This is a genomic window from Kosakonia sp., assembly GCF_032104925.1.
Classification (GTDB): Bacteria; Pseudomonadota; Gammaproteobacteria; order Enterobacterales; family Enterobacteriaceae; genus Kosakonia.
The window spans coordinates 1-13,701 of the sequence record NZ_DAMCGF010000013.1 but is presented as its reverse complement, the minus strand read 5'-3'; the positions used below and the strand labels follow the sequence as shown (position 1 = coordinate 13,701).

At 53.7% G+C, this 13,701-nt stretch carries 12 protein-coding genes and 1 riboswitch; of the genes, 9 read left to right on the top strand and 3 right to left on the bottom strand.

Annotation, left to right across the window (positions count from 1 at the left end):
* Positions 1 to 231 precede the first annotated feature (231 nt).
* A complete protein-coding gene (gene argE, locus RT644_RS20140) occupies positions 232 to 1,383 on the bottom strand; it encodes an acetylornithine deacetylase (RefSeq protein WP_020455970.1) in 1,152 nt (383 codons plus the stop codon).
* A gap of 169 nt (positions 1,384 to 1,552) precedes the next feature.
* Here argE and argC point away from each other — a divergent pair, with 169 nt between their 5' ends.
* The 4 genes from argC (at position 1,553) to oxyR (ending at position 5,981) form a co-directional block, all read left to right on the top strand.
* A complete protein-coding gene (gene argC / locus RT644_RS20135) occupies positions 1,553 to 2,557 on the top strand; it encodes an N-acetyl-gamma-glutamyl-phosphate reductase (protein WP_313627817.1) in 1,005 nt (334 codons plus the stop codon).
* Between the two features lie 20 nt (positions 2,558 to 2,577).
* Positions 2,578 to 3,354: an acetylglutamate kinase gene (argB, locus tag RT644_RS20130; protein ID WP_020455972.1), complete on the top strand. Its 777-nt coding sequence runs from the start codon at positions 2,578 to 2,580 to the stop codon at positions 3,352 to 3,354.
* Between the two features lie 74 nt (positions 3,355 to 3,428).
* Positions 3,429 to 4,802 (top strand): argininosuccinate lyase, encoded by a 1,374-nt coding sequence (argH, locus tag RT644_RS20125; protein ID WP_160271412.1) that lies wholly within the window; start codon positions 3,429 to 3,431, stop codon positions 4,800 to 4,802.
* 261 nt (positions 4,803 to 5,063) lie between these two features.
* Positions 5,064 to 5,981 carry a DNA-binding transcriptional regulator OxyR gene (gene oxyR, locus RT644_RS20120; protein WP_017459619.1) on the top strand — a complete coding sequence of 306 codons (918 nt, stop codon included), beginning with the start codon at positions 5,064 to 5,066 and terminating at the stop codon, positions 5,979 to 5,981.
* Here the strand turns inward: oxyR and sthA are convergent.
* The gene (gene sthA / locus RT644_RS20115) at positions 5,964 to 7,364 is read right to left on the bottom strand and encodes a Si-specific NAD(P)(+) transhydrogenase (protein WP_044489539.1); all 1,401 of its coding nucleotides are present in this window, start codon (positions 7,362 to 7,364) and stop codon (positions 5,964 to 5,966) included. The genes oxyR and sthA overlap by 18 nt on opposite strands.
* 196 nt (positions 7,365 to 7,560) lie before the next feature.
* On the opposite strand from sthA, the gene fabR reads away from it, so the two are divergent.
* The 3 genes from fabR (at position 7,561) to RT644_RS20100 (ending at position 9,260) form a co-directional block, all read left to right on the top strand.
* On the top strand, positions 7,561 to 8,205 hold the full coding sequence (gene fabR, locus RT644_RS20110; RefSeq protein ID WP_017459617.1) for an HTH-type transcriptional repressor FabR: 645 nt from the start codon (positions 7,561 to 7,563) through the stop codon (positions 8,203 to 8,205).
* Between the two features lie 3 nt (positions 8,206 to 8,208).
* Positions 8,209 to 8,568, top strand: a complete 360-nt coding sequence (locus RT644_RS20105; protein WP_020455977.1) for a YijD family membrane protein — start codon at positions 8,209 to 8,211, stop codon at positions 8,566 to 8,568.
* 242 nt (positions 8,569 to 8,810) lie between these two features.
* Positions 8,811 to 9,260, top strand: coding sequence for a hypothetical protein (locus RT644_RS20100; protein ID WP_269232603.1), 450 nt, complete (start codon positions 8,811 to 8,813; stop codon positions 9,258 to 9,260).
* A 256-nt stretch (positions 9,261 to 9,516) separates the two neighbouring features.
* Here the strand turns inward: RT644_RS20100 and trmA are convergent, their stop codons facing one another.
* Positions 9,517 to 10,632, bottom strand: a complete 1,116-nt coding sequence (gene trmA / locus RT644_RS20095) for a tRNA (uridine(54)-C5)-methyltransferase TrmA (protein WP_313627906.1) — start codon at positions 10,630 to 10,632, stop codon at positions 9,517 to 9,519.
* A 117-nt stretch (positions 10,633 to 10,749) separates the two neighbouring features.
* Positions 10,750 to 10,922: riboswitch (cobalamin riboswitch) on the top strand.
* Between the two features lie 64 nt (positions 10,923 to 10,986).
* On the opposite strand from trmA, the gene btuB reads away from it, so the two are divergent.
* Both btuB and murI read left to right on the top strand, forming a co-directional pair.
* Positions 10,987 to 12,837: a TonB-dependent vitamin B12 receptor BtuB gene (gene btuB, locus RT644_RS20090; protein ID WP_020455981.1), complete on the top strand. Its 1,851-nt coding sequence runs from the start codon at positions 10,987 to 10,989 to the stop codon at positions 12,835 to 12,837.
* Positions 12,782 to 13,633: a glutamate racemase gene (gene murI / locus RT644_RS20085; protein ID WP_044489540.1), complete on the top strand. Its 852-nt coding sequence runs from the start codon at positions 12,782 to 12,784 to the stop codon at positions 13,631 to 13,633. The genes btuB and murI overlap by 56 nt, the downstream gene beginning before the upstream one ends.
* The last annotated feature ends 68 nt before the right edge of the window (positions 13,634 to 13,701 follow it).

Here is a 13,701-nt window from a genome sequence, read left to right as displayed (position 1 = left end):
TGTTATACCTGCCGTTGCGCAGATATAAGACACCGTCTTTTATAAAGCCACGTAAAACCCACCGCGTCAATTGTTGCGAAATCGCTTCAGCAAACGAATAAATGTCGGCAATTTACGAAATTTAATTCGCATCGTGTCCAATAAGTATTGCTTATGGGATCGTGACAATTGTCACGCTTTTTCGCACATAAAAACCCCCTCATACGAGGGGGTAAAAAAGCGAAAATCACTTCAGTGCCAGCAGAAATGATGAACGACCTGGGTGATGAGTTCGCGTGTTGGTTTAATAAAGCGGGTTTCCAGATATTCATCCGGCTGATGCGCCTGGTTAATAGACCCCGGCCCCAGCACCAGCGTCGGGCAAAGTGTCTGAATAAAGGGCGCTTCGGTGCAGTAGTTCACTACCTCGGTTTCGACGCCGAGCAGTTTTTCTACCACTTCCACCAGTTGGTGATCCGGCGGGCATTCGTATCCCGGGATCGGCGGGTGCAGTTCAGAAACGGTTAAACGACCCGGCCAGCGGGAACTTACCGGCTCCAGCGCATCGTTTAACAGCCCATTGAGATCGTTAAGCGTCATGCCCGGTAGCGGACGAATATCCATATGCAGTTCGCAACAGGCGCAGATACGGTTTGCCGCATCACCACCGTGAATATGCCCAAGGTTCAATGTTGGATACGGCACGGTGAACGCGTCGTAGTGATAACGTTCTTTCAGGCTGTCGCGTAGTTGCAGAATATGGCCGATGGCATCGTGCATCAGTTCGATGGCGTTGACGCCGCGCGCCGGATCGCTGGAGTGGCCGGATTGACCAAGAATGCGAATCGCATTGGAGATATGGCCTTTATGTGCACGCACCGGCTGCAAAGAGGTCGGTTCGCCAATGATGGCGCAGTCCGGGCGCAGCTGCGTGTTCTCGGAGAAATAGCGCGCACCGGCCATGCTGGTCTCTTCATCGGCGGTGGCGAGCACATACAGCGGCTTGCTCAGTTTTGTCACATCGACGTCACGCAGCGCATCAAGAATAAAGGCGAAAAAGCCTTTCATGTCGGCGGTGCCCAGACCGTAGAGCTTGTTGTCATGCTCGGTGAGCGTAAACGGGTCGCGCGTCCAGCGCCCATCATCGAACGGCACTGTGTCGGTGTGACCGGTCAGCAACAGGCCGCCCGCGCCGGTTCCGGCACTGGCAAGCATATTGAATTTGTTACGGGTGCCGGGAACCGGCTGCACTTCAACCTTGAAACCGAGATCGCCAAACCATCCAGCCAGCAAATTGATTAAAGACGCATTGCTCTGATCCAGCGCTTCTTCCGTCGCGCTGATCGACGGCGTGGCTATCAGGGCGCGGTAGATCTCGATAAATGGTGGCAAATTCATTTTCATTGTTGACATACCTGAGTTCGTGATAGTATCAATATTCATGCACTAAATGTGAATAAAAATACATTAATGTTGAGCGTAAAGGAACCCATGCGGCGACTTTGCTCAGCGACGCGGGATTGATGCCGAGTCTTTCCCTGGCACACATGACGTAAGAAGGTAAACCGCCCCAATGTTGAACACATTAATTGTGGGTGCCAGCGGTTATGCTGGTGCAGAGCTAGTGACCTATGTAAATCGCCATCCTCATATGAACATAACCGCTTTGACGGTTTCTGCGCAAAGTAATGATGCAGGAAAATGTATCTCTGATTTACATCCGCAGTTGAAAGGCATTGTTGATCTCCCGTTACAACCGATGTCCGATATTGGCGATTTCCTGGAGGGCGTGGATGTTGTCTTCCTCGCCACCGCCCATGAAGTTAGCCACGATCTGGCGCCAACCTGCCTGGCGGCGGGATGCGTGGTGTTCGATCTCTCTGGTGCGTTCCGCGTTAACGATCCCGCGTTTTACGAAAAATTCTACGGCTTCACCCATCAGCATACCGATCTGCTGGCACAGGCGGTGTATGGGCTGGCGGAGTGGAACCATGACAAACTGAAAGAAGCGCAATTAATTGCCGTGCCGGGGTGCTATCCGACGGCGGCGCAGTTGTCGTTAAAACCGCTGATCGACGCCGGGCTGCTGGATTTGAACCAGTGGCCGGTGATCAACGCCACCAGCGGCGTCAGCGGCGCGGGGCGCAAAGCGGCGCTTTCTAACAGTTTCTGCGAAGTGAGCCTGCAACCGTACGGTGTTTTCAACCATCGCCACCATCCGGAAATCGCTACTCACCTTGGCGCGAGTGTGATCTTCACCCCGCACCTGGCGAGCTTCCCGCGTGGGATCCTTGAAACCATCACCTGCCGTTTGCAACCGGGCATTACCCACGCACAGGTGGCGGATGTGTTCAAACAAGCGTATGGCGATAAACCACTGGTGCGTCTGTATGACAAAGGCGTTCCGGCGTTGAAAAACGTGGTTGGCCTGCCGTTCTGCGATATCGGTTTTGCGGTACAAGATGAGCACCTGATTGTCGTCGCCACGGAAGATAACCTGTTGAAAGGCGCGGCGGCGCAGGCAGTGCAGTGCGCGAATATTCGTTTTGGCTATGCTGAAACTCAGTCACTTATTTAAATTGAACAGGCGTGATCGTGATGATGAATCCATTAATTATTAAGCTCGGTGGCGTACTGCTGGATAGCGAGGAAGCGCTGGAGCGTTTGTTTACGGCACTGGTGCACTATCGTGAATCTCATCAGCGCCCGTTAGTGATTGTCCACGGCGGCGGCTGCGTGGTGGATGAGCTGATGAAACAGCTTAACCTGCCGGTTAAAAAGAAAAATGGCCTGCGCGTAACCCCGGCGGATCAGATTGACATCATCACCGGTGCGCTGGCCGGTACGGCCAACAAAACCCTGCTGGCGTGGGCGAAGAAACACCATATCGCCTCTGTCGGCCTGTTCCTCGGTGATGGCGACAGCGTGAAAGTAACGCAACTGGATGAAGAACTGGGGCATGTCGGCCTGGCACAACCGGGTTCACCGAAACTGATCAATGCGCTGCTTGATGGCGGCTTTTTGCCGGTGATCAGCTCCATCGGCGTCACCGATGAAGGTGAGCTGATGAACGTCAACGCCGACCAGGCAGCAACCGCACTGGCTGCAACATTGGGCGCAGATCTGATTCTGCTCTCTGATGTAAGCGGTATTCTGGATGGCAAAGGCCAGCGTATTGCCGAGATGACAGCGGCGAAAGCGGAGCAACTGATTGCCCAGGGCATCATTACCGATGGCATGATCGTAAAAGTAAACGCGGCGCTGGACGCGGCGCGCACGCTGGGTCGCCCGGTGGATATCGCCTCCTGGCGTCATGCCGAGCAGCTACCCGCGCTGTTTAACGGCACGCCGATCGGCACCCGTATTCTGGCGTAACGACACAACAATTTATGTAGGCCGGGCAGGCGCTGCGCCGTCCGGCAAAACGGATAAAGAGAAGGAAGCAAACTATGGCACTTTGGGGCGGGCGTTTTACTCAGGCAGCGGATCAACGGTTCAAACAGTTCAACGACTCTTTGCGCTTTGACTATCGCCTGGCGGAGCAGGATATCGTTGGCTCTGTGGCCTGGTCTAAAGCGCTGGTGACCGTTGGCGTGCTGACTGCGGCTGAGCAGCAGCAACTGGAAGAAGCGTTGAATAATCTGCTGGAAGAGGTGCGCGCTAATCCGCAGCAGATCCTGCAAAGCGACGCGGAAGATATTCACAGTTGGGTGGAAGGCAAGTTGATCGATAAAGTGGGTCAACTGGGCAAAAAACTGCATACCGGGCGCAGCCGTAATGACCAGGTAGCGACCGATCTGAAACTGTGGTGTAAAGACACCATCAGTGAATTGCTGCTGGCGAATCGCCAGTTGCAGAGCGCGCTGGTGGTGACGGCGGAAAATAACCAGGACGCAGTCATGCCTGGTTATACTCACCTGCAACGCGCGCAGCCGGTGACGTTCGCGCACTGGTCGCTGGCCTATGTTGAGATGCTGGCGCGTGATGAAAGCCGCTTGCAGGATACGCTAAAACGCCTGGATGTCAGCCCGCTGGGCAGCGGCGCGCTGGCGGGAACGGCTTATGAAATCGACCGTGAGCAGTTAGCGGACTGGCTGGGTTTTGCCTCGGCAACCCGCAACAGCCTGGACAGCGTATCCGACCGCGACCACGTGCTGGAACTGCTCTCTGACGCTTCAATCGGCATGGTGCATCTGTCGCGCTTTGCCGAAGATCTGATTTTCTTTAACTCCGGCGAAGCGGCGTTTGTTGAGCTTTCTGACCGCGTAACCTCTGGTTCTTCACTGATGCCGCAAAAGAAAAACCCGGATGCGCTGGAGCTGATCCGTGGTAAATGCGGCCGTGTGCAGGGCGCGTTAACCGGCATGATGATGACGCTTAAAGGCCTGCCGCTGGCGTACAACAAAGATATGCAGGAAGACAAAGAAGGGCTGTTCGATGCGCTCGACACCTGGCTTGACTGCCTGCACATGGCGGCGCTGGTGCTGGACGGCATTCAGGTGAAACGCCCGCGTTGTCAGGAAGCGGCGCAGCAGGGTTACGCTAATGCCACCGAACTGGCGGATTACCTTGTCGCGAAAGGCGTACCGTTTCGCGAAGCGCACCACATCGTTGGTGAAGCGGTGGTGGAAGCGATTCGCCAGGGCAAACCGCTGGAAGATCTGCCACTTGCCGATCTGCAAAAATTCAGCGATGTGATTGGCGATGATGTTTATCCCATTCTGTCACTGCAATCCTGCCTTGATAAACGTGCGGCGAAAGGCGGCGTGTCACCGGTGCAGGTCGCGCAGGCCATTGCGGATGCGAAGGCGCGGTTGGTGTAAGCACGCTACAGTTTGCAAACAGGAGCCTGGCGTTACGCCGGGCTTTTTTATGCAAAAAAATGCGGACGCTAAGGTCCGCAAAACGTTCACGTTGGCTTTAGTTGTTCAGAGAGAAACAGAGGGTAGTTGCCTCATCACGGGTCAAGCTGAGGTGCCGCTTCGTTTCTGGTGCTAATTATTGAACAGAATGCTTGATAGGGATAATCGTTCGTTGCTATGCTATCTATCGCCATGAACTATCGTGGCGACGGAGGATGAATAATGAATATTCGTGATCTTGAGTACCTGGTGGCGTTAGCCGAACACCGCCATTTTCGCCGTGCAGCCGATTCTTGCCACGTCAGCCAGCCCACGCTGAGCGGGCAGATCCGTAAACTGGAAGATGAACTTGGCGTAATGCTGCTGGAGCGTACCAGCCGCAAAGTGCTGTTCACCCAGGCGGGTTTGTTGCTGGTAGATCAGGCGCGCACTGTGCTGCGCGAGGTCAAAGTGCTGAAGGAAATGGCAAGCCAGCAGGGGGAAACGATGTCCGGCCCGCTGCATATTGGCCTGATCCCAACCGTTGGACCTTACCTGTTGCCGCACATCATTCCGCTGTTGCACCAGACTTTCCCGAAACTGGAAATGTATCTGCATGAAGCGCAGACGCATCAACTTCTGGCGCAACTGGACAGCGGCAAGCTCGACTGCGCGATCCTCGCGCTGGTGAAAGAGAGCGAAGCCTTTATTGAGGTGCCGCTGTACGATGAGCCAATGATGCTGGCGATTTATGAAGATCATCCGTGGGCGAACCGCGAATGTGTGCCGATGGCTGACCTGGCGGGCGAAAAGCTGCTGATGCTGGAAGACGGGCACTGCCTGCGCGACCAGGCGATGGGCTTCTGCTTTGAGGCGGGTGCGGACGAAGATACCCATTTCCGTGCGACCAGCCTGGAAACGCTGCGCAATATGGTCGCCGCCGGGAGTGGCATCACGCTGCTGCCTGCGCTTTCCGTTCCGCGCGAGCGTAAACGCGATGGCGTGGTGTATCTGCCGTGTATCAAACCTGAACCGAAACGCACGGTTGGGCTGGTGTATCGCCCGGGTTCGCCGCTGCGCAGCCGCTATGAGCAGCTGGCAGAGGCCATCCGTGGTGCGATGGATGGCCATTTCGACACAGCGTTAAAACAGGCGGTTTAAGCCGTTTAATGCCGCTACCCGGTAGGCTTCCGCCATTGTCGGGTAGTTAAAGGTGGTGTTAACGAAGTACTCAATGGTGTTACCGCCACCTTTCTGCTCCATAATCGCCTGGCCGATATGAATAATTTCGGCCGCGCGCTCGCCAAAGCAGTGAATTCCCAAAATCTCTTTCGTTTCGCGGTGGAACAGGATCTTCAGCGTACCGACATTCATGCCGACAATCTGCGCCCGCGCCAGGTGTTTAAACTGCGCGCGACCCACTTCATACGGCACTTTCATGGCCGTGAGCTGCTGTTCGGTTTTGCCCACGGAACTGATCTCCGGAATGGTATAAATCCCGGTCGGAATATCTTCAATCAGATGCGCCGTGGCTTCGCCTTTGACCATCGCCTGCGCGGCAATGCGCCCCTGGTCGTAAGCCGCTGATGCCAGGCTGGGGTAACCAATCACATCGCCTACCGCATAAACGTGCGGCAGCGCGGTCTGGTACATGCTGTTAACCTTCAACTGACCGCGTCCGTCCGCTTCAAGGCCAATATTCGCCAGTTGCAGGCTGTCGGTGTTCCCGGTACGGCCGTTGGCGTAGAGCAGGCAGTCGGCTTTCAGTTTTTTGCCGGATTTCAGGTGCATAATCACCCCGTCATCCAGCGGCTCGATGCGCTCGTACTCTTCGTTATGGCGGATAACGACGCCACTATTCCAGAAGTGATAAGAGAGTGAGTCCGACATCTCCTGATCAAGGAACGCCAGCAGGCGATCGCGGGTGTTGATCAGATCCACTTTGACATTCATACCGCGGAAGATCGACGCATATTCGCAACCGATCACCCCCGCGCCGTAGATGATCACATGGCGGGGCTCGTGATGCATATCAAGGATCGAGTCGCTGTCGTAAACACGGGGATGGGCAAAATCGACATCGGCCGGACGGTAGGGGCGTGAGCCACAGGCGATAACAAATTTTTCGGCGGTGATGGTTTCGACAGTGCCGTCGTGGCACTCCAGCGCCAGTGTGTGGTCATCAATAAAATGGGCGTTGCCTTCTAAAATTTCGCAGCGGTTACGCTCATAAAAGCCCTGACGCATGCGCGTTTGCTGATTAATCACGCTTTCAGCATGGTTCAGGATATCGGCGAAAGAGGAGCGGAGAAGGCGGGTGTGGTCACTGTAGAGCGGGTTTTGGTTGAATTCGATAATACGGCTAACGGCGTGGCGCAACGCTTTTGAGGGGATAGTGCCCCAATGCGTACAGCCGCCGCCGACATTGTGGTAACGCTCAATAACCGCGACCCGTGCTCCTTGTTTAACCAGGCCCATGGCTGCGCCTTCGCCGCCGGGGCCGGAGCCTATTACTATTGCATCATAATCGTAGGAATGTGGCATGGTAAGGCTTACCTGTTCTTATACATAAAAGCAACATAATACTAACATCAAAGCGGCGGTAACCCAATTATCGTTGTGCTCTTTTGCCACGAAAAAGAAGAAACTGCGCGTAAACAATCAGTCACAATCCAGTACAATCGGATCGGATTTATTCTCTGGTATAGTGCCAGCGGGCCCCTGGAAGGATTCAAACATCGTGATGGGTGTAAGAGCGCAACAAAAAGAGAGAACGCGGCGTTCGCTGATCGAAGCCGCATTTAGCCAACTCAGCGCGGAGCGCAGCTTCGCCAGCCTGAGCCTGCGGGAAGTCGCCCGTGAGGCAGGTATTGCGCCAACGTCTTTTTATCGTCATTTCCGGGATGTGGATGAACTCGGTCTGACCATGGTGGATGAAAGCGGGTTAATGCTGCGCCAGTTGATGCGCCAGGCGCGTCAGCGTATTGCGAAAGGCGGTAGCGTTATCCGCACATCGGTTTCCACATTTATGGAATTTATCGGCAATAATCCCAACGCTTTTCAGCTCCTGTTGCGGGAACGCTCCGGAACGTCCGCAGCCTTTCGTGCGGCGGTGGCGCGTGAGATCCAACATTTTATTGCGGAACTTGCCGACTACCTTGAACTCGAAAACCATATGCCGCGAGCGTTCACTGAAGCGCAAGCCGAAGCGATGGTGACGATTGTCTTCAACGCCGGCGCTGAAGCGCTGGATGTGGGGGCGGAACAACGCAGGCAACTAGAAGAGCGACTGGTACTACAATTGCGCATGATTTCAAAAGGCGCGTATTACTGGTATCGCCGTGAACAGGAAAAACTGGCGCATCAACCGACGAGTGAAGGATGAGTAATGAAACAGTCTGGTCAAGATAAAGGTACGTTGCTGCTGGCGCTCATCGCTGGCTTATCGATTAACGGTACGTTCTCCGCCGTGTTCAGCTCGATTGTACCGTTTTCAATATTCCCGATTATCTCGCTGGTGCTGACGGTGTATTGTCTGCATCAGCGCTATCAAAATCGCACGATGCCGGTGGGTCTGCCAGGCCTTGCCGCCGCGTGTTTTATCCTCGGTGTGCTGATTTACAGTACGGTGGTGCGCGCCGAGTATCCGGATATCGGTTCTAACTTCCTGCCTGCCGTTTTGTCGGTGGTGCTGGTTTTCTGGATTGGTTTTCGTCTGCGCGATCGCAAACACGAAGCCTCTGAATAAGCATTATCCCCTCTCCCTGCGAGAGGGGATTTTCATTCCCAATGAATCAAGTGTTGAAAGTTATTAATCCCTTTGTTCTGCGTTTGCGAAATAACTCCCTGCCAGAATCCATCAATAATTTATTAATTAAAAAAATCTACGGTAAAACGCATCTCATCTGATGTACTGATCCGGCATTTTATTCGGTTGCCTGACGATCGCTTGATCCAGGTGACAGGTTAAAATTAACTCTGGACATCCTCATGAAAAAAATAACACAACTTCTGTTAGCCACGGCCGGTTTAGTTATTTCGGTCGCCGCATTCGCGGATACAATAAAAACGAATGAGAGCGAGCATCGTATTCCAGCGGTAAAACTCATTAATACGCCGGATAACCACTCGGCGTTTATTAAAGGTTCTGTTCCCTCGCTGGCGAAGCTCTCGTCGCAAAATCTCTACTTCAGCAATACATTCGAAGAGTGGCAGAAAGGAGTACATCCGGCACCGAAGAAGCAATACGTGGTGACGATGAAAGGCAAACTTAAGTTCAGGGTAAGCGATGGCTCAACCTTCATCATCGAACCCGGCACGGTTCTGCTTGCGGCAGACACGGCGGGCGAAGGTCACAGCTGGGATATTGTCGACGGTAAAGAGTGGGTTCGCGTTTATATTCCGGTGGGTGATGATGACCACTTTATTGCCGATAAATAACCCGTAAAACGCATTATTTCTCAGCCCTGTTTCTCGCGGGGCTGATTGTGTAATATCAGAAGTGAACATCTCTGGTGATATAAATACCGCGTCAGAACATTCACAAATCATTATAAAATAATGTTAGCGCGATCACGTTCCGCAATGGTCATTATCCTGATAAATAAATAGTTGCATGCAGCAGTCATTTGCGTCTCACCGCTATTATTCGGCTGGCCTGATTGATAGGCCAGCCGTTAAACGGAATTGCCGGGTTTTATATAGCGCTATTTATTTTACGCGTAAGCAGTACGCCACACTCCATATGGTGCGTATACGGGAATTGATCGAACAGCGCCAGACGTGAAATATCGTGTGTCTGGCTCAATGCTTCCAGGTTTTTACACAGCGTTTCCGGGTTGCAGGAGATATACAGAATACGCGGATAGGCCTGCACCATTTTCTCGGTTTCCGCGTCCAGCCCGCTGCGCGGCGGATCGACGAAAATCGTTTCGCACTGGTAGCTCGCAAGATCGATACCCTGCAAACGGTTAAAAGCGCGCACGCCATTCATCGCCTGCGTAAATTCTTCGGCGGACATGCGAATAATCTGCACGTTATCAATGTGGTTAGCCGCGATATTGTATTGCGCTGCCGCCACGGACGGTTTGGCGATTTCGGTTGCCAGCACGCGATCGAAATTGCGTGCCAGCGCCAGCGAAAAGTTGCCATTGCCGCAATACAGCTCCAGCAGATCGCCCGTTGAATCGCGCGTGACATCAAGCGCCCATTCCAGCATTTGGATATTCATCGCGGCGTTAGGCTGCGTAAAGCTGTTCTCCACCTGGCGGTAGATCATCTCTCTGCCACCGACCGGCAGACGCTCATCGACAAAATCCTGATCCAGCTCGATTTTAGTTTTGGTCGCACGGCCAATTAACTGCACATTCAGATTCCTGGCGCGCAGCGCGTCACGCAGGTGCGCGGCTTCTGCCTGCCATTCATCATCCAGCTTTTTGTGATAGAGCAGAGTAACAATCGCCTGGTTGCTCATGGTGCTCAGGTAATCAATCTGGAACAGCTTATGACGCAGTGTTTTATTGCCGCGTACCGCCTCGATCATCACCGTCATTAATTGGTTAATCAGCTCGCTTGCTGCCGGGAAGCTGTCCACGCGGATCCGCGATTTCGTCTGCTGATCGAAAATGATGTGGTAGAGATCGTCGCCGTCATGCCAGATGCGGAATTCGGCGCGCATACGGTAATGGCTGACCGGTGAGCGAAACACCTCCGGAAGCGGCGCGGAAAAAGGCGTCATCATTGATTGCAGACGCACCACTTTTTCGGCCAGCTGGGCTTCGTACTGTTCTGTCGGCAGGTGTTCGGGGGTCATCATGCTTCCTGAGTGATTAAGAATAACGCGGGGATTGTAGGCATTGCTCAGGCGATGTCCAGCCCCGGATGTGAGCTAAATAGTCAGTTAGCAGTCTGGACATCCATATGTTACAGAATGTAGCATCCTTGTTCCGGTCCTGTGAGTTAAAAGGGAACCCAGTGAGAATCTGGGGCTGACGCGCAGCGGTAAGGATCAAGGTGAGAGAGCAGACACTGCCTGTTGGGTGGGAAGTCGCTTTCTTGATGTACCTCCAAGCCCGAAGACCTGCCGGTATACGTCGCATCTGGTGACATCATCGCGTGCTATTGATGGAACCTGCGGCATCCTTACTCTTTTGTGGATGCTTTCACAATGATTAAAAAAGCTTCGCTGCTGACGGCGCTCTCCGTCACAGCTTTTTCCGGCTGGGCGCAAGATAGCAGCTCAGACACTTTGGTGGTGACAGCAAATCGTTTTCAACAACCGGCTAAGACGGTGCTTGCACCAACTGAAGTGGTGACGCGTGAGGACATCGATCGCTGGCAGTCGCGCTCACTGGTTGATGTGCTGCGTCGCCTGCCTGGAGTTGATATCGCGCAAAACGGCGGATTAGGCCAGACCGCTTCGGTTTATGTGCGGGGTACAGAAGCGAAACACCTGCTGCTGCTGATTGATGGCGTTCCGGTTGCGCGCTCAGGGATTTCCAACGATCCCGAGCTGAATCAAATCCCGCTCTCTTTAGTGCAACGCGTTGAATATATTCGCGGGCCGCGCTCTGCCGTGTATGGCTCCGGGGCGATTGGCGGCGTGGTTAACGTCATTACCATGACCGGCAATGAGAAATCACAAATCAATGCCGGCGTAGGCTCGAAAGGCTATCAGACCTACGACGGTACGCTGCGCCAGCGCTTTGGCGACACCGTGGCGACGGCGGCGGGTTCTTATACCAGCACACGCGGTTTTAATGTGCAGCCCGGTTCAACCTGGGATCATGACAGTGATCGCGATGGTTATCGCAACAAAACGTTCTGGGGCAGCCTGCAGCACAAGTTCAACGATAACGTCGACGGTTTCTTTCGCGGCTACAACTTTAGCAATAACGTGGATTACGATCTTGGCAGCCCACCGTTCGCGCCAGACTATAGCGCCGATGAGCGTCAATTGTTTGTGCAGGGTTGGGATACCGGACTGAATTTCGCCGAGGGGATCTATTCGTCCCAGTTGCTGGCCAGCTACCAGAAAAGCAAAGACTACAACTACAGCAGCATTTATGGCCGTTATAACGACGGCACCACGCTGGATGATATGGAGCAGCGATACATTCAGTGGGGTAACAACGTTGATGTCGGCAAAGGTTCTGTTGGCGCGGGCGTAGACTGGAAACAAGAGCGGCTGGTTTCATCGAATAAAACGACGCGCGATGCTTATGAGCGTGAGAATACGGGCTTGTACCTGAACGGGATGCAGCAGTTCGGCGATGTCACGCTGGAAGCCTCGGGCCGTGAAGATAAAGATGACGAGTTCGGCTGGCATGGTACCTGGCAGACCGCTGCCGGCTGGGAGTTCGTTGAAAACTACCGTCTGACCGTCTCTTATGGCACTGGCTTCCTGGCGCCTTCTTTAGGCCAGCAGTTTGGTGCGAAGCGTTTTGGCATTGCTTCCAACCCGAACCTGAAACCGGAAGAGTCCAGACAGTGGGAAGCGGGTGTTGAAGGCTTAACCGGCCCGCTGGACTGGCGTTTGTCTGCCTATCGCTATGAGATTGAAAACCTGATCACCTATAGCAATACGGCTTACTACAACATCAACTCTGCCACTATTAAAGGCGTTGAGTGGACGGGCAGCGTAGATACCGGCATTTTCTCGCATCGCGTGACGCTGCAATACATTGATCCGCGTGATGATGAAACCAATGAAGTGCTGCCGCGTCGTGCGAAGCGTCAGGCGAAGTACCAGCTTGACTGGTCCGTATTGAATGTCGATATGGATCTGGCCTGGGAGTACTTCGGTAAGCGCTATGACAACCGCACGTCAACCTATAATCCTGAGCAACGTATTTTGCCAAGTTATAGTACGGTTGATTTTTCTGCCTCATATCCTGTGACCTCTCATTTAACAGTTCGTGGTAAAATCGCCAACCTGTTCGATAAAGAGTACGAGACAGCATATGGCTACCAAACTGCAGGACGGGAATACACCTTGTCTGGCAGCTACACCTTCTGACGCACGTCCCACCGTGCTGGTGTTTGACTCCGGCGTCGGTGGGTTATCCGTTTATGATGAGATCCGGCATCTCCTGCCGGATCTGCATTACATCTACGCGTTTGACAATGTCGCTTTCCCCTATGGTGAGAAAAGCGAAGCGTTTATCGTTGAACGCGTTGTCGAAATCGTCGCCGCCGTTCAGGCCCAATACCCCCTCGCACTGGCCGTTATTGCCTGTAATACGGCGAGCACCGTATCTTTGCCCGCGCTGCGGGAGACGTTTTCCTTCCCTGTCGTCGGCGTAGTGCCTGCTATCAAACCCGCCGCGCGTCTAACGGCGAACGGCGTGGTAGGGCTGCTGGCCACGCGGGGTACGGTGAAGCGTCCTTATACACACGAACTGATTTCGCGTTTCGCGAATGAGTGTCGGATTGAGATGCTGGGATCGGCGGAGCTGGTCGTATTGGCGGAAGCGAAACTGCATGGTGAAGCGGTCTCGCTGGATGAACTGCGCCATATCCTTCGCCCCTGGCTGCGCATGAAAGAGCCGCCGGATACGGTGGTGCTGGGATGTACGCACTTTCCTTTACTGCAAGACGAGTTGCTGCAAGTGTTGCCGGAAGGAACGCGTTTGATTGATTCAGGCGCGGCAATTGCGCGTCGTACTGCCTGGCTGCTTGAACACGAAGCGCCGGATGCGAAATCTTCCGATGAGAATATTGCCTATTGCATGGCATTAACGCCAGAGACTGCGCAATTATTGCCCGTTTTGCAGCGCTATGGGTTCAAAAAGCTCGAAAAACTGGCGCTTTAGCGCAGTTTTGCGCAAAAAAGAGACGGTTGAAAAGTTTTTTGAAATTAGGGGTTGTCAGCGGGAATTAA

Excerpts from the sequence above, each read along its gene's own strand:
- argH (WP_160271412.1), top strand. The coding sequence starts at position 3,429 with ATGGCACTTTGGGGCGGGCGTTTTACTCAGGCAGCGGATCAACGGTTC.
- sthA (WP_044489539.1), bottom strand. The coding sequence starts at position 7,364 with ATGCCACATTCCTACGATTATGATGCAATAGTAATAGGCTCCGGCCCC.
- oxyR (WP_017459619.1), top strand. The coding sequence starts at position 5,064 with ATGAATATTCGTGATCTTGAGTACCTGGTGGCGTTAGCCGAACACCGC.
- argC (WP_313627817.1), top strand. The coding sequence starts at position 1,553 with ATGTTGAACACATTAATTGTGGGTGCCAGCGGTTATGCTGGTGCAGAG.
- RT644_RS20100 (WP_269232603.1), top strand. The coding sequence starts at position 8,811 with ATGAAAAAAATAACACAACTTCTGTTAGCCACGGCCGGTTTAGTTATT.
- argE (WP_020455970.1), bottom strand. The coding sequence starts at position 1,383 with ATGAAAATGAATTTGCCACCATTTATCGAGATCTACCGCGCCCTGATA.
- RT644_RS20105 (WP_020455977.1), top strand. The coding sequence starts at position 8,209 with ATGAAACAGTCTGGTCAAGATAAAGGTACGTTGCTGCTGGCGCTCATC.
- trmA (WP_313627906.1), bottom strand. The coding sequence starts at position 10,632 with ATGACCCCCGAACACCTGCCGACAGAACAGTACGAAGCCCAGCTGGCC.
- btuB (WP_020455981.1), top strand. The coding sequence starts at position 10,987 with ATGATTAAAAAAGCTTCGCTGCTGACGGCGCTCTCCGTCACAGCTTTT.
- murI (WP_044489540.1), top strand. The coding sequence starts at position 12,782 with ATGGCTACCAAACTGCAGGACGGGAATACACCTTGTCTGGCAGCTACA.
- argB (WP_020455972.1), top strand. The coding sequence starts at position 2,578 with ATGATGAATCCATTAATTATTAAGCTCGGTGGCGTACTGCTGGATAGC.